General features: G+C 38.7%; 16 protein-coding genes. 15 read left to right on the top strand and 1 reads right to left on the bottom strand.

Going from position 1 to position 19,777, the window contains the following annotated elements:
- The first annotated feature begins 183 nt into the window (after positions 1–183).
- The 15 genes from ACRPLY_RS05740 (at position 184) to ACRPLY_RS05670 (ending at position 19,345) form a co-directional block, all read left to right on the top strand.
- Positions 184–1,557 (top strand): amino acid permease, encoded by a 1,374-nt coding sequence (locus tag ACRPLY_RS05740; RefSeq protein WP_432231654.1) that lies wholly within the window; start codon positions 184–186, stop codon positions 1,555–1,557.
- A 172-nt stretch (positions 1,558–1,729) separates the two neighbouring features.
- Positions 1,730–2,422, top strand: coding sequence for a Crp/Fnr family transcriptional regulator (locus ACRPLY_RS05735; RefSeq protein WP_432231653.1), 693 nt, complete (start codon positions 1,730–1,732; stop codon positions 2,420–2,422).
- Between the two features lie 36 nt (positions 2,423–2,458).
- Positions 2,459–3,175, top strand: coding sequence for a YjjG family noncanonical pyrimidine nucleotidase (locus tag ACRPLY_RS05730; RefSeq protein WP_228307643.1), 717 nt, complete (start codon positions 2,459–2,461; stop codon positions 3,173–3,175).
- A 221-nt stretch (positions 3,176–3,396) separates the two neighbouring features.
- Positions 3,397–5,085 (top strand): gamma-glutamyltransferase, encoded by a 1,689-nt coding sequence (gene ggt / locus ACRPLY_RS05725; RefSeq protein WP_033578497.1) that lies wholly within the window; start codon positions 3,397–3,399, stop codon positions 5,083–5,085.
- 585 nt (positions 5,086–5,670) lie between these two features.
- On the top strand, positions 5,671–7,125 hold the full coding sequence (locus ACRPLY_RS05720) for a glycoside hydrolase family 68 protein (RefSeq protein WP_028413955.1): 1,455 nt from the start codon (positions 5,671–5,673) through the stop codon (positions 7,123–7,125).
- 96 nt (positions 7,126–7,221) lie between these two features.
- Positions 7,222–8,787 (top strand): glycoside hydrolase family 32 protein, encoded by a 1,566-nt coding sequence (locus ACRPLY_RS05715; protein WP_223546472.1) that lies wholly within the window; start codon positions 7,222–7,224, stop codon positions 8,785–8,787.
- A 105-nt stretch (positions 8,788–8,892) separates the two neighbouring features.
- On the top strand, positions 8,893–9,327 hold the full coding sequence (locus tag ACRPLY_RS05710) for a ferritin-like domain-containing protein (protein WP_013056263.1): 435 nt from the start codon (positions 8,893–8,895) through the stop codon (positions 9,325–9,327).
- Between the two features lie 303 nt (positions 9,328–9,630).
- A complete protein-coding gene (locus tag ACRPLY_RS05705; RefSeq protein WP_098113425.1) occupies positions 9,631–11,091 on the top strand; it encodes an MDR family MFS transporter in 1,461 nt (486 codons plus the stop codon).
- 462 nt (positions 11,092–11,553) lie between these two features.
- Positions 11,554–12,744: a glycine C-acetyltransferase gene (locus ACRPLY_RS05700; RefSeq protein ID WP_098113424.1), complete on the top strand. Its 1,191-nt coding sequence runs from the start codon at positions 11,554–11,556 to the stop codon at positions 12,742–12,744.
- Between the two features lie 37 nt (positions 12,745–12,781).
- Complete coding sequence (locus tag ACRPLY_RS05695) at positions 12,782–13,741, top strand: L-threonine 3-dehydrogenase (RefSeq protein WP_034266646.1); 960 nt, start codon at positions 12,782–12,784, stop codon at positions 13,739–13,741.
- A gap of 207 nt (positions 13,742–13,948) precedes the next feature.
- Complete coding sequence (hutP, locus tag ACRPLY_RS05690) at positions 13,949–14,413, top strand: hut operon transcriptional regulator HutP (protein WP_028413950.1); 465 nt, start codon at positions 13,949–13,951, stop codon at positions 14,411–14,413.
- 354 nt (positions 14,414–14,767) lie between these two features.
- Complete coding sequence (locus ACRPLY_RS05685; RefSeq protein ID WP_049163753.1) at positions 14,768–15,988, top strand: MFS transporter; 1,221 nt, start codon at positions 14,768–14,770, stop codon at positions 15,986–15,988.
- 267 nt (positions 15,989–16,255) lie between these two features.
- Positions 16,256–16,921, top strand: coding sequence for a type 1 glutamine amidotransferase domain-containing protein (locus ACRPLY_RS05680; RefSeq protein WP_028413948.1), 666 nt, complete (start codon positions 16,256–16,258; stop codon positions 16,919–16,921).
- 198 nt (positions 16,922–17,119) lie between these two features.
- A complete protein-coding gene (locus tag ACRPLY_RS05675) occupies positions 17,120–17,410 on the top strand; it encodes a putative quinol monooxygenase (protein WP_098627159.1) in 291 nt (96 codons plus the stop codon).
- A 495-nt stretch (positions 17,411–17,905) separates the two neighbouring features.
- Positions 17,906–19,345 carry an aldehyde dehydrogenase family protein gene (locus ACRPLY_RS05670; RefSeq protein WP_432231652.1) on the top strand — a complete coding sequence of 480 codons (1,440 nt, stop codon included), beginning with the start codon at positions 17,906–17,908 and terminating at the stop codon, positions 19,343–19,345.
- 142 nt (positions 19,346–19,487) lie between these two features.
- On the opposite strand, the gene ACRPLY_RS05665 is transcribed toward ACRPLY_RS05670, so the two are convergent.
- Positions 19,488–19,724, bottom strand: coding sequence for a hypothetical protein (locus ACRPLY_RS05665; RefSeq protein ID WP_033578506.1), 237 nt, complete (start codon positions 19,722–19,724; stop codon positions 19,488–19,490).
- Between the last annotated feature and the right edge of the window lie 53 nt (positions 19,725–19,777).

Genomic DNA, 19,777 nt, shown 5'->3' with positions numbered 1-19,777 from the left:
TACATCATAATGGTGTGATAGAAAACATTATTAGTGATTTTGTTTTAATCATTAAAAAGTTAAAAGACTAAATTATTTTACACAGAAAATTAAATGTAGTAAAATAATTCACTGTTACATATATAGAAAGATCTACCACTATAAAGTAGTCATTCGTAATGAGATGAAGAGAGGTTAGTCATCATGAGTAATCTGTTTGCAAAAAAAGATGTTAATAAGCTGTTAGAGGAAAATGCAGCAAAAGAATCAACTAAGACACTAGGGTTATTTGATGTTATTTTGATGGGAGTAGGAGCAACCATTGGGACAGGAGTTCTGGTTATAGCAGGACTAGTTGCCGCCAGGGATGCAGGGCCCTCGGTCTCCGTTTCATTTATTATTTCTGCAATAGCCTGTATTCTTGTTGCGTTGTGCTATGCAGAATTTGGTTCAGCTGTTCCAAGTTCGGGAGGCGCATATACATACATATATGTTTCACTAGGGAAATTTATAGCGCATTTAATAGGGTGGTCGATCGTAGGCTGCTATACGGTGTCTTTAGCGTCTGTAGCAGGAGGATGGTCTTCTTACGTGAATAACGTGCTTACTGAATTTGGTATCAGGCTTCCTGAATCGTTCACGGCCATACCAAGTGACGGAGGTATTATTAATCTTCCGGCAGTATTTATTGTCCTATGCATGTCGTTTTTATTAACACGAGGGGTAAAAGAAAGTAAAAAAATAAATAACTTAATGGTTTTAATCAAGATAGGTATTGTTCTTTTATTTGTAGCCGTCGGCGTCTTTTTTATTCATACAAATAACTGGCACCCATTTACTCCTTTTGGTGTGAAAGGGATCTTTGCAGGCGCAGCTTCCGTCTTTTTCGCTTATAACGGATTTGATGCCATTTCTACTTCGGCAGAAGAAGTGAAAAATCCCCAAAGAAACTTGCCGCTAGGTATTTTGATTGCACTAAGTGTTTGTGCAGTCATTTACGTAGTAATTGCATTAGTATTAACAGGAATGGTTTCTTATAAAGAGCTAAACGTAGGCGATGCGTTGTCATATGCGCTCAATAGTGTAGGACAAGAATGGGCAGCGCTCATTGTATCTATCGGAGCGGTTATTGGTATTATGGCCGTCGTATTTGCTTATTTGTTTGTCGTGCCCCGCATACTGATGTCAATGAGCCATGATGGATTATTGCCGTCTCTTTTTGCGAAAGTGAACCGAAAAAATAGCGAGCCTGTCATATCTACATGGCTTGTGGGGGCGTTAGGCGCGATCGTAGCTGGTTTTGTTGATTTAAAACAGCTGGCGGATTTAGCAAATATGCTAGCGATTGTTACGTTTGCTGCCGTTTCATTTTCAATTTTAGCTCTGCGAAAAACTCAGCCTAATTTAAAGCGCGGTTTCAAAGTACCTTTTGTACCGTTCATTCCAATTCTTGCTATTCTTTGCTGTATCTTTCTTATGTTTAACTTATCAATGGTAACGTGGATGTACTCAATCGGCTGGATGCTGATTGGCGTCTTTATTTACGTTGGATACGGGAGAAATAAAAAGAGCGTTTAGCAAAAAAAGACTCTAAGCCAACGAGCTAGAGTCTTTTTTGTGTATATATTTCTTTTGAAAGGATCTATGAACATAACGTAAAAACTAAAATTTTATTCGGGACATATGTCCTTTTTATTTTGGGAAGTGTTATTATTTAATAAAAAGAAACCGTTATGATGGAGAGGAAAACATGAGGGAAATTACGAGTGAGAAACAGCTGCTGGAGTATATAAATACTTATAGATTAGAGTCAGTTTTCAAGAAAGACTTACTACCGCATTTGTCACTGTATGATGTGGAGGCAGGAGAACGTCTTTGTTCTCAAGGAGACGTGTCTCATTGTTTGTACATACTGGTGAAAGGCAAGGTTAAAGTTTATACCATATCGCCCGAAGGCAAGACGCTTGTTCTTTCCTTTAAACAGCCCCTTGAAGTGATAGGCGATATTGAGTATGTACAGGATGTTGATATTATGAATACGGTTGAAGCCGTTTCACCTTTAGTTGTAATTGGTATACCATACAAACGATTAAAACAGCATGCGAGCGATGATCCACAGCTGCTGACGTTTTTACTGGAAATGCTCACAAAAAAGTTTTGCGCAAAATCGAACTCGCTCAGCTTTAATTTAATGTACCCAGTTGAAGTGCGGCTGGCTAGCTACTTGCTTTCTATTTTTTGTGAAGAATCGCATTTGGTTATGGATCAAAAAACAGAAAGCCTAAAAGATATAGCCAATTTAATCGGAACGACTTACCGGCATTTAAATCGTGTTCTTCAGAAATTTGTAGCGCAAGGAGTTATTGAAAAACAGAAAGGCTCTATTATTCTCAAAGATAAAGAAAAACTGAGCTGTCTAGCAAACGACAATATATACGAGTAGAAAAAGCAATAGATTAGTTGAAGGGGAGAGAGAAGAATGAAAACATACAGAACGCTTCTATTTGACATTGATAATACGCTTTTAGATTTTAACGCAGCCGAAGAGCAGGCTTTACAGCTTCTTTTTGCTAACCACGGTATTCCGCTGACTGATGAAAGCAAAAAACGTTATAGTTTGATAAACCAGGGGTTATGGACAGCTTTTGAAGAAAATAAAATAAGTCGTGAGCAAGTTGTAAATACTCGCTTTTCTACTCTATGTAAAGAATATGGAATAGAGAAAGACGGAAAGCTGCTTGAAGCAGAGTACCGAACGTATTTGAATAATGGTCATCAGCTAATTGACGGAGCTATTGAGGTAATTAAAAACCTGAGCAGTCACTATGAGTTATATGTTGTTACAAATGGCGTATCGGCTACACAATATAAGCGCCTTCAGGACTCAGGTCTATATCCTTATTTTAAAGAAGTATTTGTTTCAGAAGATACAGGTTTTCAAAAACCTATGAAGGAATATTTTGATTATGTTTTTTCACGTATAAAAGAGCTGTCCGTACATGAAACATTGATTGTTGGAGATTCTTTGAGTGCAGACATTCAAGGCGGGCAGCTAGCCGGTATTGATACGTGCTGGTTTAATCCTCAGGAAAAAAAGAATGATACAAATTGGAATTCTACCTATGAAATTGGAAGGCTTCAAGAGCTTTATAACCTGCTGAATGTAAATAATGAAGTAGCTTCGGTACAAGTGTAAAAGTGTATAAACGTTAGAAAACGCAAAAAGCGCCAACCCTGTTCTTTAAATAAAACGGGTTGGCGCTTTTTCTGTTTTATAGATTTCAAAGGGCTTAAAATACGCTAGGGATATCGGTCTAGGTACAGTAATCAATACAAATTTAAACAGTTTTATCCCAAAAGCAATAGGGTATTTTACCAATATCCCAGATAAAGTAAGTAACTAGGAGGTCGTAAAAGATGATTAATGGCAAAAGTTTATCTCGTTCAGGAAAGAGTTCATATAGAAGAGAAACAGCCGTTGGAAAAACAGGAATGGTAGCCAGTGCCCATCCAATTGCAACCGACGCCGGAGAACAGGTACTAAGAGCTGGAGGTAATGCAATTGATGCAGCAATTGCCGTTCAGTTTGGGCTCAACGTTGGAGAACCGATGATGACCGGTATTGGAGGCAGCGGCTTTTTTATGGTATACCACAATGAAAGCAAAACAACTAAAATTTTTGACGGGCATTCTCAGGCTCCTAAAGCAGCTTATCCGGAAATGTTTCTTGATGAAAATAAAGAAGTTATTCCGTTTAGAAAGCGTTCTACTCATGCAACGGCAATTGGAATTCCAGGGATTTTAAAGGCGATGGAAGCAGCTCGTAAAGAGTATGGAACAAAACCCCTTGCTGAATTAATTGAACCGGCTGCCAAAGCAGCAGAAGCGGGTGTGGAAACAAACTGGGTGCTTGGAGATATTTTAAAAACATATGCCTATCGACTAGGAGAACATGCTAAGCAGCTATATTCTCCAAACGGCAAGCCTATGCAAGAAGGAGATATGATTAATAAAAAAGATCTTGCTAAAACATTCCGCATTCTTCAAGAAAAAGGTATCGAGGCTTTTTATGAAGGTGAAATTGCAGAAGCCATTATTTCAACGATAAAAGAGCACGGCGGTTTTATGGAACTGTCAGATTTGAAAGAATACCAGATTAAGATTGATGAACCCGTGTGGGGAGATTATAAAGGATACCGAATTGCTTCTTCCAACATGCCTAGTGCAGGAGGAGCTACGGTGCTGCAAATTTTAAAGCTATTAGAGAACTTCGATGTGTCTCAGTACGACGTGAAATCGTGGGAAAAGTATTATTTGTTTGCAGAAGCTATGCGCATTGCATTTTCAGATAAAATTGCATTCTCTGGAGATCCAGCCTACAGTGACATTCCATTAAAAGGGCTTTTAAATGACGAATATATAAAGGAACGTCAAAAATTAATTAATTGGAAGCATAAAAATGAGAAAGTTGATTTTGGCAACCCGTGGGATTATGAGAAAGGCCAAAAAGTGAACGTTGTGCGTCAGCCTTATGAACCTGAACGCGAGCTTAGTGAAACAACTCACTTCACGGTAGTTGACCGCTGGGGCAATATTGTCGCGTGTACATCAACTGTGGAACATCCTTTTGGTACAGGAATTATGGTTAAAGACCATGGATTTTTACTCAACAACGAGCTTACTGATTTTGATGCTATTCCTGGAGGGCTAAACCAAGCGGATGCAGGAAAGCGTCCGGTTAGCTGTAAAAGCCCAACCATCGTTTTTAAAGACAGTGAACCTGTACTCACTTTAGGGTCTCCGGGCGGACCAACCATTGTAGGCTCTGTGTTCCAAACGCTTATGAATGTCTTAGACTATGGAATGGATATAAAAGAAGCGATTGAAGAACCAAGAATTTTTAATAGTACAGGATCACTTATCGGTTGGGAAGCCGGAGTGGATATGAATGCCAAAGGAGAGCTAGAAGCCATGGGGTTTAATTTTGGAGATGAGCCGTTCCCAATCGGAAATGTTCAAGGTATTCAAATTGATAAAGAAAACGGCCGTTTATTTGGAGCAGCTGATTCCAGCCGTGAAGGAAAAGCAACTGGCTTAGACTCTTAATATTAAAAAGATGCATCATACGCTCCCTCTTTTACAAGAAGGGATGGCGTATGATGCATTAAAAAAGATAAAAATAAGTAGGTAAAAAGAAGGAATATTTTTTTCGGAAAACATACTTTAGACCTTTATTAGCATCATCCTAATCTCCAGAAAGGAAAAAGAATAGAACGTTTTCATGTCCGAATAATAAAAAAGAGTACTGATTTTTCAAGATATTGATGAAAACAAAATGATTGGAAAGCATAAAAAAAGGAATAGCGCTTTCAATGCTAGAAAGATAGAGTATTTAATCGTGTAAAGAGTATAAAACGCAACGGCTGGAAAACGTAGTTTGGAATGTAAAAAAAGTCGTACCCTTTTTTTGAAAAACGGTTACATAAAAAGTCTCTTGCACGTAAACTTTGGTCCTAGTTACAGCTCAATGAAAAAGATGAAAATGAGAAATAGCTACATTTGGCACGTTTGACTTTCGTCATTTATCCAAGTAATCTTTTGGTTGAACGGAACCGGTTCTGTTTTCGGATTTTTAATAGCTAATTGAATTAATAAATTTATATTCTTTACTAACCCAAAAGGAGAAAACATATGAAAATGAAACGAGTTGCTAAGCATACAACTGCTGCTACATTGGCTGCAGCCCTACTAGTAGGCGGGGGATACCAAACATTTGCTAAAGGAAACGACAGTAAAGACTTTAATAACAGCTACGGAATTTCGCATATTACTCGCGATAATATGGTGAAAATTCCACAGCAGCAAAACAGTGATCAGTTTAAAGTTCCTGCTTTTGACGAATCAACTATTAAAAACATTGCTTCTGCTAAGGGAAAAGATGCATCGGGAAATACAATTGACTTAGATGTATGGGACAGCTGGCCATTACAAAATGCTGACGGAACAGTGGCGACTTATCATGGATATCAAATTGTGTTTGCCCTAGCAGGTGATCCAAAAGATTCGAATGACACGTCTGTTTATCTTTTCTATAAAAAAGCTGGAGACAAATCGATTGACAGCTGGAAAAACGCTGGAAGAGTGTTTAAAGACAGCGATAAATTCGTTCCGAATGACCCGCATCTTAAAAATCAAACACAAGAATGGTCTGGTTCTGCCACATTAACGAAAGATGGTAAAGTTCGTTTATTCTACACGGATTATTCAGGTAAACAATACGGAAAACAAACGTTAACGACAGCTCAAGTGAACATGTCTCAGCCAAACGATAATACGTTAAAAGTTGACGGAGTAGAAGATTACAAGTCAATCTTTGATGGTGACGGAAAGATTTATCAAACGGTTCAGCAGTTTATTGATGAAGGCGGTTATGACACAGGGGATAACCATACGCTAAGAGATCCTCATTACATAGAAGACAATGGACATAAGTACCTTGTTTTCGAAGCTAACACTGGAACAGAAGATGGCTATCAAGGCGAAGACTCTCTATATAACAGAGCATACTACGGAGGAAACAATCCTTTCTTCCAATCTGAAAAGAAAAAGCTTCTTGAAGGATCTAATAAAGAAAAAGCTTCTTTAGCAAACGGGGCTTTGGGCATTATTGAGTTAAATGATGACTATACGCTCAAAAAAGTAATGAAGCCGCTTATCACATCAAATACAGTTACAGACGAAATTGAACGTGCAAACATTTTCAAAAAAGATGGAAAATGGTACTTGTTCACTGATTCTCGCGGATCTAAAATGACGATTGATGGAATCGGACAAGATGATGTGTATATGCTAGGCTATGTTTCAAATACGTTAACAGGAAAATATAAGCCTTTAAATGATACGGGATTAGTTCTTCATATGGATTTAGATCCTAATGATAAAACATTTACGTATTCTCACTTTGCCGTACCGCAAACAAAAGGTAATAATGTTGTTATTACAAGCTACATGACAAACAGAGGCTTTTATGAAGACAACCACTCTACATTTGCACCAAGCTTCTTAGTAAATATTGACGGTTCAAAAACATCTGTTGTAAAAGATAGCGTTCTTGAACAAGGTCAGTTAACAGTGGATGAAGACTAAGCCCTTTGCAATAGCAACAAAAGAAAATGGTGATTGTAATCACCATTTTCTTTTGTTTTATTCGATGTAGACAAAAAAGAGAAAGGCGGGGTTTGTTTGAAGAAAAAAGGTGCTTATAAATGGATAACGCTTGCCGTTCTTTTAGTTGTAATAGCCGGACTCATTATAGCAGGCGTATCCAAAAAAGAGGATACAAAAGATCAAGGAAAAGAAAAAGGAAATAAAAGTGAATCCACTTATCGCCCGGTGTATCACTTTAGCACGCCTGATAAATGGAAAAATGATCCTCAAAAGCCCATTTATTTTGACGGAGAGTATCATTACTATTACTTATACAATCATGATTACCCTAAAGGGAACGGGACGGAATGGCGACATGCAACGTCTAAAGATTTGGTTCATTGGAAAGATAAAGGAGTAGCTATTCCAAAGTATACAAATAAAAATGGCGATATATGGTCCGGATCCGTTGTAGAAGATAAAGAGAACACAGCAGGTTTTGGTAAAGGCGCAATTGTAGCGATTATGACCCAGCCTTCTGCTGATGGACAAAAGCAAGAACAGTATTTATGGTATAGCACCGATAGAGGAAAAACCTTTAAATCATATAGCAAAAATCCTATCATGCCTAATCCAGGCACCAAAGATTTTCGAGATCCCAAAGTCATATGGGATAATGAACACGATAAGTGGGTTCTCGTCATGTCAGAAGGTGAAAAAATCGGATTTTATGAATCTTCTAATCTAAAGGATTGGACGTATACGGGAGGATTTGTCACTAAAGATATTGGCATTACAGAATGTCCAGATCTTTTCCAAATGAAGGCGGATGACGGGACAGTTAAGTGGGTTCTCGGGACAAGTGCAAATGGAAAAGAAAGCGGAAAGCCAAACACCTATGCTTATTGGACAGGAAATTACGATGGAACAACATTCACTCCCGATATGGATGAGCCACAATGGCTAGATCATGGTTTTGATTGGTACGGAGCAGTCACGTTTAAAGACGGTAAAAATGAGGATTCTTTAGAAAAACGCTACGCTTTTGCATGGATGAACAACTGGGATTATCCAGATAAGACACCAACGATGAAAGATGGGTTTAACGGATTCGATTCAGTAACCCGTGAAATTACGCTTTCAAAACAAGACGACGATCAGTACAGTCTGTTATCAAAGCCTGTTGAGGAATTAAATCAGCTAACTAATTCAACAAATTCTCTCAAGCAAGTAGAAGTAAACGGAGAGAAAAAGTTAAAAATAAAAGGCGAAGCTTATCAGCTTGATACAGATATTTCGTGGTCGGACGCAGAGAATGTAGGCTTACGACTGCGAGAGTCCGAAGATCAAAAGCGGCACATTGATGTCGGGGTTTTTGCAAAAGATAACGTCTCATATGTGAATAGAAGCTATAGTAATCAGCCTGATCAAAGCAAAAAATATGTGGAAAGCCGCGATTACTTTGATGCAGGCAAGAAAAATGTTCATTTGAAGATATTGGTAGATAAAACAAGTATTGAAGTCTTTATTGATGATGGAAAAACCGTACATTCTAGCGAGGTGTTTCCTCGTCACAATGATCAAGGAATTACGCTTTTTTCCCAAGGAGGAACGTCTTTCTTTAAGAACATAGAAATCAAACATTTTCGTTCCAGTCAGTAAATTCCCTATTTTTAAAAAGGGAGCAGAATATCACCTTATTATGGTTTAGGACTCGTTAAAAAGGGTACATGCCTACTAACAGTAAATGAAAGGGTGTTTATTCAAATGGAAGAGAAAATGAGACAACTAATAGAGGGACTTAATACCGATTTAGCGGGTGAATATTCAGCGGTTATTCAGTACACTTACTATGCGTCTACAGTAACCGGCCTAGAATATCAAATTTTAAAACCTTTCTTTGAAGGAGAAATTCCTGATGAGCAAGGGCATGCCCTTTATTTATCAGAAAAAATTAAAAACCTTGGCGGTGAGCCAACAACAAAGCCAGCTGAGGTGAAGCACGTCTCAAACGTGACGGAAATGCTTAAAGAAGCGAGCAAGGCTGAAAAAGAAACGATCCAGCGCTACGAAGAGCGAAAGAAGCAAGCAGAAGAGTTAGGATTAACAGAGCTTGTTGTCAAACTTGAGGATATGATTGCAGATGAAACAAATCATATGGAAGAAATGGAACGTTTATTAAAAGATCCCCGACTAAGTTAATTATACAAAATACGTAAAAAGCATCCCGTACCAGGTGTTACGGGGTGCTTTTTTGTAATTGAAAAAGGGAATTAAACATCATGTACGCATGTTTCTATTAATGAGAGGAAAGTCATATTTTTGAAATTATCTATCGTTTTGAAAAAATTTATAGTAAAATAATTATTTGGCTGCATATGGCAGCAACTATATGCGAGGCATCACATACATATAAAGGCTAAAAGGGTATCCGTATATTGAAACCGCTTTTATCTTCTGCAAGAAAAAAACACGGTATGCCCGCAGTTGTAAGGAGAGAAAAAAATGAGGAAACGAATCATGACAGCGCTGCTGCTTGTCACTGTTTTAGCTGCAATGGAAGGAACCATTGTCAGTACGGCTGTTCCAAGAATTACAAGTGATTTGTCGGGCATTGAGCTAGTTAGCTGGGTGTATGCCATTTATATGCTGACAACCGCTGTATCTACACCTATATACGGAAAGTTAGCAGATTTATTCGGCCGCAAAAAAGTTATGCTTGTTGGAATTATTATTTTTTTAATCGGATCGATACTTTGCGGACTTAGCTTTTCGATGCAGCAATTAATTGTCTATAGAGCAATCCAAGGGCTAGGCGCCGGGGTCGTTATGCCGCTTACAATGATTATTATTGGCGACTTGTATGAAGAAGCAAAAGAAAGAGCCAAAGCGCAAGGATGGATTAGCGCAGTTTGGGGAGTTGCTGGAGTTCTCGGTCCTCTTCTTGGGGGATTTTTAGTCGATACGCTGTCTTGGCGCTATATTTTCTTTTTAAATATACCGTTTGGACTAATGGCTTTTATTGTTCTTTTAGTAAACTATAAAGAAGAAGTGGTAAAAGAAAAACGCTATATCGATTACATTGGAGCGGTGACGTTTTCAGTGGGAACCATTGCATTTTTATACGCGCTTTTAACCGGAAGTCAGCATCAAAACTGGGGAGATCCAACCATTATAGGATTATTTGTTCTAGCTGTTCTGACATTCATTGGCTTTATTTATATCGAAAAGAAATCGCCCGAACCTCTTATCCCGCTTGAACTGTTTTCCATTCGAAGTGTATCTGTTATAAACTTATTAACACTTCTTGTCGGATCAGTAGTTATTAGTATTACGGTCTACCTTCCAATTTGGAGTCAAGGGGTGCTGGGGAAAAGTGCAACTGCTGCAGGTTTTGTACTAATGCCTATGCCAGTATGCTGGACGATTGGTTCACTGCTTTCAGGGAATTTAGTGGGGCGTCTTAAAACGCACTCCATTCTTACGCTGGGCACGGCAATCGTAAGTACAGCATGTTTTATGCTGTTTTTAGTCTCCACCCACTCACCCGTATTTTTAATTTATGTAGCCGTTGGGGTCCTTGGGTTAGGAATGGGTATTATTACGCCTATTTTTATGCTAGTTATTCAATCAGCGGTTCCAGCTAGCAAAAGAGGAGTAGCGGTGGCTCTTAATACGTTTACAAATACATTTAGTCAAACGCTAGGTTCCGCAGTGTTTGGTACAATTTTTAACTTAGTGACGCTTTCACAAGCAAAGAAATTAGGGCAAGAAAATTTGAATGCTTCGTTTGAGACAGGCGGGGTACCACCAGAAGAACTGTCAAAGCTGCATGAAATTCTTGCATCAGGTGTTCACATTATTTACAGCGGAACGTTTTTAGCAGCCTTACTAAGCTTTGTTGTTTCATGCTTTCTAGTAAAAACAAGACATGAAAAAATAAAGAATGTATCTGTGCAAAAGTAACGGAAGAGACTGTTATAAAAGTATTTTAATTGAAGGACAATCCGAACGAGTCTGATTAAGGACCAAACTCGTTCGGATTTTTTTATTGGTAGGTGAATGTAGGTACTTTTAGCTGTTGAATTAGTTATGTATCAGTCTTTTTTTTAAAAGAATTATCAAAGAGAGAAAAGAAAAAAGATATTGTCTAATAACGTTCGGGAAAAATCGTTAACAGAAGGACGGATTTTTATTATTGCCGAAAATTTCTTATTTTTTGTTTTTTTAGTATGGACATTTACTTGGTTGTTGATTATTATAAATTCTATAAGTATTGAATTTTAAGCGCTTTCAAAAGAAACATTTGTCTTTCTCAGGAACACACTTGAATTTTAACTCATATACTGTAAGTGCTTAGATTAATCTTTTAATGGGGAAAAGAGAAGTTTATAAGACGTGTTGAACAACAATGAGGAGGTATGGAAGATGACAAGTAGAGGTTTAAAAGAATTCTTGAATAATAATTTAGAAGACTTAAAAGATAAAGGGCTGTACAACGTTATCAATCCGGTAGAGGGACCAAACGGGCCTGTTATTCAAATTGAGGGGAAACAACTAATTAATTTATCTTCCAACAACTATTTGGGGCTTGCTACAGACGAAAGGCTTATTAGTGCGTGCAACAAAGCGACTGAAAAATATGGAGTGGGGGCTGGAGCTGTCCGGACAATTAATGGAACTCTAGATATTCATATTGAGCTAGAGGAAAAGCTTGCCGAGTTTAAGCATACGGAAGCAGCTATAGCTTACCAATCTGGCTTTAACTGCAATATGGCAGCTATCTCTGCGGTTATGGATAAACATGACGCGATTTTATCAGATGAGCTGAATCACGCTTCAATTATTGACGGATGCCGATTGTCAAAAGCAAAAATTATTCCTTACAAGCATTCGGATATGGAAGATCTTCGTGCAAAAGCAGGCGAAGCACAAAAGTCCGGTGCCTATAATAAAATAATGGTAATTACCGACGGTGTATTCTCAATGGATGGAGACATTGCTAAGCTTCCGGAAATTGTAGAAATCGCACAGGAATTTGATTTAATCACATACGTAGATGATGCTCACGGATCGGGCGTATTAGGTAACGGCATGGGCACAGTCAAACATTTTGGCTTATCTGAAAAAGTAGACTTCCAAATTGGAACATTGTCAAAAGCGATTGGAGCTGTAGGCGGATACGTAGCTGGAAAAAAAGACTTAATTGACTGGTTGAAAGTACGAAGCCGCCCGTTTTTATTCTCAACTGCTATTACACCAGGCACGGCTGCTGCTTGTATTAAAGCGATTGAAATTCTAAGCACAAGTACAGAGCTGCAGGATCAAATGTGGGAAAACAGCCGTTATTTAAAGCAAGGATTAAAAGAGCTGGGCTTTGATACCGGCGAAAGTGAAACACCTATTACTCCGTGCATTATAGGAGATGAAAATCAAACGCAGATTTTTAGTGAGAGATTAATAGAAGAAGGGGTATACGCTAAATCAATTGTTTTCCCTACCGTTCCAAGAGGAACAGGACGCGTTCGCAATATGCCAACGGCTGCTCATACAAAAGAAATGTTAGATGAAGCACTTCGTATCTACAAAAAAGTAGGCAAGGAAATGAAATTAATCTAAACGTTGAATCTAAGCAGTACATGAGGAGGATATTGAGATGAAAAAAGTATTAATAACGGGGTCTCTAGGACAAATCGGTTCTGAATTAACAATGAAAATGAGAGAGATATATGGTTCAGAAAATATTATTGCCACTGATATTCGCAAGACGACGAGCGATGTTGTGACTTCAGGTCCATTCGAGATTTTAGACGTAACGGATCAGACTGCGTTATTTACGATCGCCGAAAAGCATAAAGTCGATACGGTCATTCACTTGGCTGCGCTGTTATCAGCGACAGCCGAGCAAAAGCCGCTTCTAGCTTGGAATCTAAATATGGGCGGATTAGTAAACGCGCTCGAAGTAGCTCGAGAGCTGAAGTGCCAATTTTTTACTCCAAGTTCAATTGGTGCATTTGGTCCAACGACTCCAAAAGACTGGACGCCGCAGGATACAATTCAACGTCCTACCACGATGTATGGTGTTAATAAAGTAGCGGGTGAATTACTTTGCGATTACTATCACCATAAATTCGGAGTAGATACACGAGGGCTACGTTTTCCAGGCTTAATTTCATACGTAACGCCTCCAGGTGGAGGGACAACGGACTACGCTGTTGAAATTTATTATGAAGCCGTTAAACATAAGCGCTATACGTCTTATATCGACAAAGGAACCTATATGGATATGATGTATATGCCTGACGCACTAAACGCTGTCATCCAACTAATGGAAGCAGACGGTTCTAAGCTGAAGCATCGAAATTCATTTAACGTTTCTGCCATGAGCTTTGATCCAGAACAAATGGCAGCTGAAATCAGAAAAACAATTCCGGAATTTGTGCTGAATTACCAAGTAGATCCTGTTCGACAAGCAATTGCTGAAAGCTGGCCCAACCATATAGATTCCAGCTGTGCGAAAGAAGAGTGGGGATTTAAAGCAGAATATAACCTAGAAAAAATGACGAGAGAGATGCTGGGAAAGTTAAAAGTTGAATCACAGCTTGTCTTAACGTAAGTAGAGAAAAATGATTTCTTCCTTGACAATAAAGTAAGCGCTTACTAAAAGGTGAGTTACTTGTTGCAAGTTCTACTTCGTAACAGTGGTGGACAGTACACATAGATTCTCTGACCCTTTAAGTGAGCGCTCGTTCGTTGAATAATCAGCACCCTTTTAGGTACCGTCTGTTAAAATAATAAGGGGATAGAAGGGAGGGAATGACAGTTGAGCAATAAATTTCAACAAGTTAATGATTTTTCAATGGGAAGATTAACATCTTTACTCGTTCTTTTACATAATACGGAACTAGCTGAAGGTATTGAAAAGGAAATCAATGAGAGAGGATATAGCTATACAGTTGGAAAAGTCGGAGCGATGGAGCTGTCTAAAGTTGTGGCCGCAATTGAAACGAGCGCCAAGACAAACAACATTATTAATGCCCAGTCGTACCGGGAAGTCCACGCTCTTTATCATGCTATACTTGAAGCTATTCAAGGAGTTAGTCGAGGAACGCTGCAGCTAGGTGATATTTTACGGACGGTAGGACTCACATTTTCAATTGTGCGCGGAAAAATTGAGTTCTCAGGATCAAGCGACGAATGGATTAGCGTTTGTGTGTATGGAACGATAGGTGCACCGAAAAAAGGCTTTGAACATGATACGTTAGGTTTTGGTTTTAACCATATTTAAAAATAATGGACAAAATAGTATGAACGTAAAAAGTGAGAGATGCACATAGCTGCTTTAAAAAAGATATTTTTCTTATTGAAAGCTTTTGTGCGGCGTGTTAACATAATGATTAATATAATAATTGCCTTTAAGACGGTCCAGAGAGGCCGAAAAGGACGGATCACTTATTTACTGCTTCTATGCCTATCTGTGCCCTTTTGCCCTCTGCGACAAAAGGGCTTTTATGCGTTGCGTACCTCTTTTAAACGAAGTCCAGAGAGGCTTCAAAAGAGAATGGACATATGTTATTTTATCCATTCCTTCAAAAAAGAAAGAGCGTTGATACAGAAAGAATACAGTGGAGGGTGGAACAACATGAATTATCGTAACAAGACAGTTGTAGCATCAGTAGCAGGTTTGACGTTAGAAGGGATGGACATTATGTTTATCTCGTTTGCTATGTCAATGATTATCGCTGAATTTCACATTGATTTAGCAACGGGTGGACTTATTTCTTCTATTACGAATATAGGAATGCTGATAGGCGGAGTCATCTTCGGAATTTTAGCAGATAAATTTGGAAGAGTGCGGGTTTTTACCTACACGGTTCTTCTATTTGCAGTCGGAACGGCATTAACAGGTTTTGCAGCAAATGTTGAACAAGTGTATGCTTCACGATTTATTGCCGGAATTGGGGCTGGAGGAGAGTACGGAATCGGTATGGCTCTTGTTGCAGAAGCGTGGCCGAAACATAAGCAAGGAAGAGCTTCATCTTATGTTAGTATTGGCGCACAATTTGGAGTTATTCTTGCGGCGCTTTTAAGTTCTCTGATCCTGCCGATTTTCGGATGGAGAGCGCTGTTTTTTGTCGGAATTATCCCCGTCATTTTTGCTTTTATCGTACGAAAAAATTTAAACGAATCTCCTGAGTGGTTAAAAGCTCAAAAAGAGAAAACAGCCGTTGTTAAAAATAATGGCAAGCTACGTCAACTATTTGCTACGCCTAAGACGGCGATGACGACTATTTCTCTGGCAGTGATGGCTACCGTTCAAATTGCAGGCTATAACGGACTCATGATATGGCTTCCGTCTATGCTTCAGCAATCACAAGGACTCTCTGTTTCAAGTTCAGCTCTTTGGACAATCAGTACAGCCGTTGGAATGATTATAGGCATGCTAACATTTGGTCAATTTATGGATCGTTTTGGTTCGAAACGTACTTTTGGAATTTTTCTTCTCGCTTCAGCGTGTGCGGTATTTTTATACTCGTATGCCGAAGGAAGTGCAGGGCTGCTTATAGGAGGAGCTGTTGTCGGATTTTTCTCAAACGGAATGTTCGCAGGATACGGAGCCTTGATCAGCAGTCACTATTCGGTAGAAGTTCGCAGTACTGCAACGAACACTATTTTTAACTTCGGGAGAGCGCTCGGAGGGTTGTCACCCATTCTTGTCGGCTATCTTTTGCAAAGCTATGATATGACGGTAGCGATGACGTACTTGGCAGGGCTGTACTGTATTTCGTTTATTTTTATGATGAGTCTTAAAAAAACGGGAGAAAAGAACGTGAAACAAATGAACGCTCAATCTGCTCTTTAACATAAAAAATAGATTCTATGCTTTTCTGGAAAAAACCGCGCTTACTCAAAAGGGCGGTTTTTTTGAGTGTATAAAAAAATAAGTTCAGGTGTTAGATGATTGTTTCTTTCACAGATGCTTTATTAACAAAGACGTTCACAGTATCTATAAAAATATTTATGGATAAGCAGATATTTTCTAATTTGTATTATAGTTATTCCTCTCTTACAATATGGTGTGTAAGGCGGAAACAGAAAATACTATCTTTATTTACAGGAGGACGTTACTATGTCTAAACATATATTAATGGTCGTAACAACGGCTGACAAAATGAAAGAAAATCATCCAACAGGCCTTTGGCTTTCAGAATTTGGTGAAGCGTACGTAGAGTTTGAAAAAGCTGGATTTACGATTACTGTAGCAAGTCCTCTAGGAGGGAAAGCGCCGGTGGATGCTCGCAGCCTTGAAGGAGAGACTTCTCAAGAAATCTTAAATACAGCTAAGCATCTAGAGAATACCCTAAAACTTGATACAATTACAGACAGTGCTAAATTTGATGCTGTTTTCTTACCAGGCGGTCATGGCACAATGTTTGATCTGCCAGATAATCAAACGCTTCACGCTTTAATTCGTGAACTATACGAAGGAGACAAAGTAGTAGCCGCTGTATGCCATGGACCCGCAGGCTTAGTAGGTGTTACATTATCAGATGAAAAGCCGTTGGTGGAAGGAAAAGATGTTGCTGCGTTTACAGATGATGAAGAACGTGAAACAACATTGGACCGCTTCATGCCGTTTCTTTTGGAAACACGTCTGCGTGAACTTGGTGCAAATGTAGTAACTGCTCCAAACTGGACAGATAATGTACAAGCAGATGGCAACCTAATAACAGGTCAAAATCCTCAGTCAACAATCAGTGTAGCAAAAGCAGTCGTGAAACAATTATTAAACTAAGATGTAAAAAAGCCTGTAGTCCTACAGGCTTTTTTATTAACAGCATCAACAAAGACCGCCGTAGATAATGTGTATGTTTTGCTGTTTTGGACTAGAGAGATCCATCATCATACAAAAAATATGATGGTCAGTGTAATGAATACAAAAAGAGGGAAGTTTTTTATGGAGACTATTTTTTAAAAGAAATGAGGAAAAACGATGTCAGAAGTTATTATTAACGCCATTTTACAAGCCAAGCCAGGAAAAGAAGAAGAGCTTCGATCAGAGTTAGTAAAAGTTATTGAACCATCAAGAGAAGAAAAAGGATGTATTCAATACATTCTCCACCAGGATACAGACAAAGCAGGCACATTTGTTTTTTATGAGAAATGGAAAAGCAAAGAAGATGTTGAAGCTCACATTGAAACACCTCACTATCAACAATACAGACAGCAAACAGAACCGTTAATTGAAAGCAGAGCAGTACATCGTTTACAAGAAGTACGTTAATAAAAAAGAAGCTGGAACAAAAGTGTTTTAGTTGAAGGAAGATCCGAACGAGTAATCGAGATTCTTGATGGAGAATCAAACTCGTTCGGATTTTTTTGTGGTTATGGTGAATATGAGTTTCATTTAGTGAGACCAAGCAGAAGCGTAAGCGATGAGGAGGCTAATCGACCGCACGCAGAAAGAAAAGGCTTGCAGGGAAATCAACAGCGGAATAACAAATAACCCATACTAAGTCCTTTATCCCATTTGTTTATCTTTAGATGGGATTGATTTCGTTATGACTCAATCTCTGTTTGTTATAAAGAACTAAAAAGCTGCAGAGGAAAAAAATTTCAGCTGCAAAAAGCCGATTGGAAAAGGGATAAGGCTGTGGAAGAAACAAAAAATAATACCAGTGGTGTTTGAGAAGCAGACAGGCGGGTAGATAAAAACTAGATGACATAGTTCAATAATTAACAAACTAAAAGTAACAAACTAAAAGGAGAGATCAAATCAATGCGTACAAACTTAAAGCACTTTATTAACGGAGAATGGGTTGAATCAACAGGAAGCGAAACGTCAGATGTGATCAATCCTGCTACTGAAAAATCAATTGGTAAAATTAGCTTAGGTACAAAAGAAGATCTAGATAAAGCCGTGGCAGCAGCTAAAGCAGCTCTTCCCACATTTTCAAAAACAACAAAAGAAGAGCGAATTAAAATGCTTCGCAATATTGCAAAAGGATATGAAAAGCGTAAACAGGAACTTATTGAAGTTATGACTGAAGAGCTTGGCGCTCCTTTAAAGATTTCAGAAGAAGTTCACTATGAAATGGGGCTTAGCCACTTTAAAGAAGCAGCTAATGCGCTTGAAGATTACACATTTGAAAAAGATCATGGAAGCTACAAGGTCGTAAAAGAGTCTATTGGAGTAAGCGGACTTATTACACCATGGAACTTCCCAACAAATCAAACGTCTACTAAAATTGCGGGAGCTATCGCAGCAGGAAGTCCAATGGTATTAAAACCATCAGAACTTACACCGTATGCAGCGATGATATTAGCAGAAATCATTGATGAAGCTGGTGTGCCAAAAGGTGCCTTTAACCTTGTAAACGGAACGGGAAGCACAATCGGTGACGGTATTAGTTCTCACCCGGACATTGATTTTGTATCATTTACAGGGTCAGGTGCTGTAGGCGAGAAAATTATGCAAAACGCTGCTAAAACAATCAAAAAAGTAGCGCTTGAGCTAGGCGGGAAATCACCGCTAGTTGTATTAGAGGATGCGGATGTAGAAGAAGCGGCTAAAATAGCAGTTTCACACATTGCAATGAATACAGGACAAGTATGTACGGCAGCAACGCGCATTATCATTCCTGCCTCTATGAAAGAAAAATTTGAAGAAGCAGTGAAAAAGGTTCTACCATCATTCCCAGTTGGTGATCCGTTAGATAAAGACAACGTAACTGGACCGCTCGTAGCGGAAAAACAGTGGGATCGCGTACAGGATTATATTAAAAAAGGAATGGATGAAGGTGCAAAGCTTCTTACTGGCGGAACGGGCAAACCGGACGGCTTAGAGACAGGATACTTTGTTAAACCTACAGTCTTTACTGACGTTTCAAATGATATGGTTATTGCACAAGAAGAAATCTTTGGACCTGTCACAACTATTATTACGTATGATGACTTAGAACAAGCTCTTGAAATCGCAAATGATACAGTTTATGGACTTGCAGGCTATGCGGTCGGAAAAGACCAAGAAACACTTGACTATGTTGCTAAAAATATTAGAGCTGGTCAAATCATCGTCAACGATGCTGAGCAAGACAGAGCTGCACCATTCGGCGGATTCAAACAATCTGGTATTGGACGCGAGTGGGGAGCATTTGGTATTGAAGAATATCTAGAGCCAAAAGCGATCATGGGCGTTAAAGTTCCGGCAAAAGTATAATTAATGTAAAAAAAGAAGGGAGTTTTTCTCCTTTCTTTTTTTAGGATAAAGGATTAAAAGCTCTAAGAACGCAGTGTGTTCTTAGAGCTTTTTCAGATTTGTTTATCTGGAAGTGAGAAAACAGTTATGTTTATTACTCTTATTAAAAATTTTGCTGAATAGCTTGCTGTGCTTCGCGTAAATGTCTTAAGTGTTCTTCCATTCGATTTAATTCTTTATCACCAGACGCCGCTTCTTTTTGTTCATTAATTTGCTGCTGAACCATATTCAACTGCATTTGAGCTTTTTGAAAATTGGCTGCATCCAAATTCATCTGCCCTTGATAAACAGCCTGTTCAGCTAATTGTAATGCTTCTTTAATATGAGTGTATGAATTCATGCTTCTCACCCTTCTGTATAGTATTTACAGTTAACATGCGCTGGTTTTTCGTA

The sequence above is a fragment of the Priestia sp. TGN 0903 genome, assembly GCF_050846855.1.
Taxonomy (GTDB): domain Bacteria; phylum Bacillota; class Bacilli; order Bacillales; family Bacillaceae_H; genus Priestia; species Priestia zanthoxyli.
The sequence above is the reverse complement of the archived record's forward strand: the minus strand, read 5'-3'. Positions and strand labels throughout refer to the sequence as shown.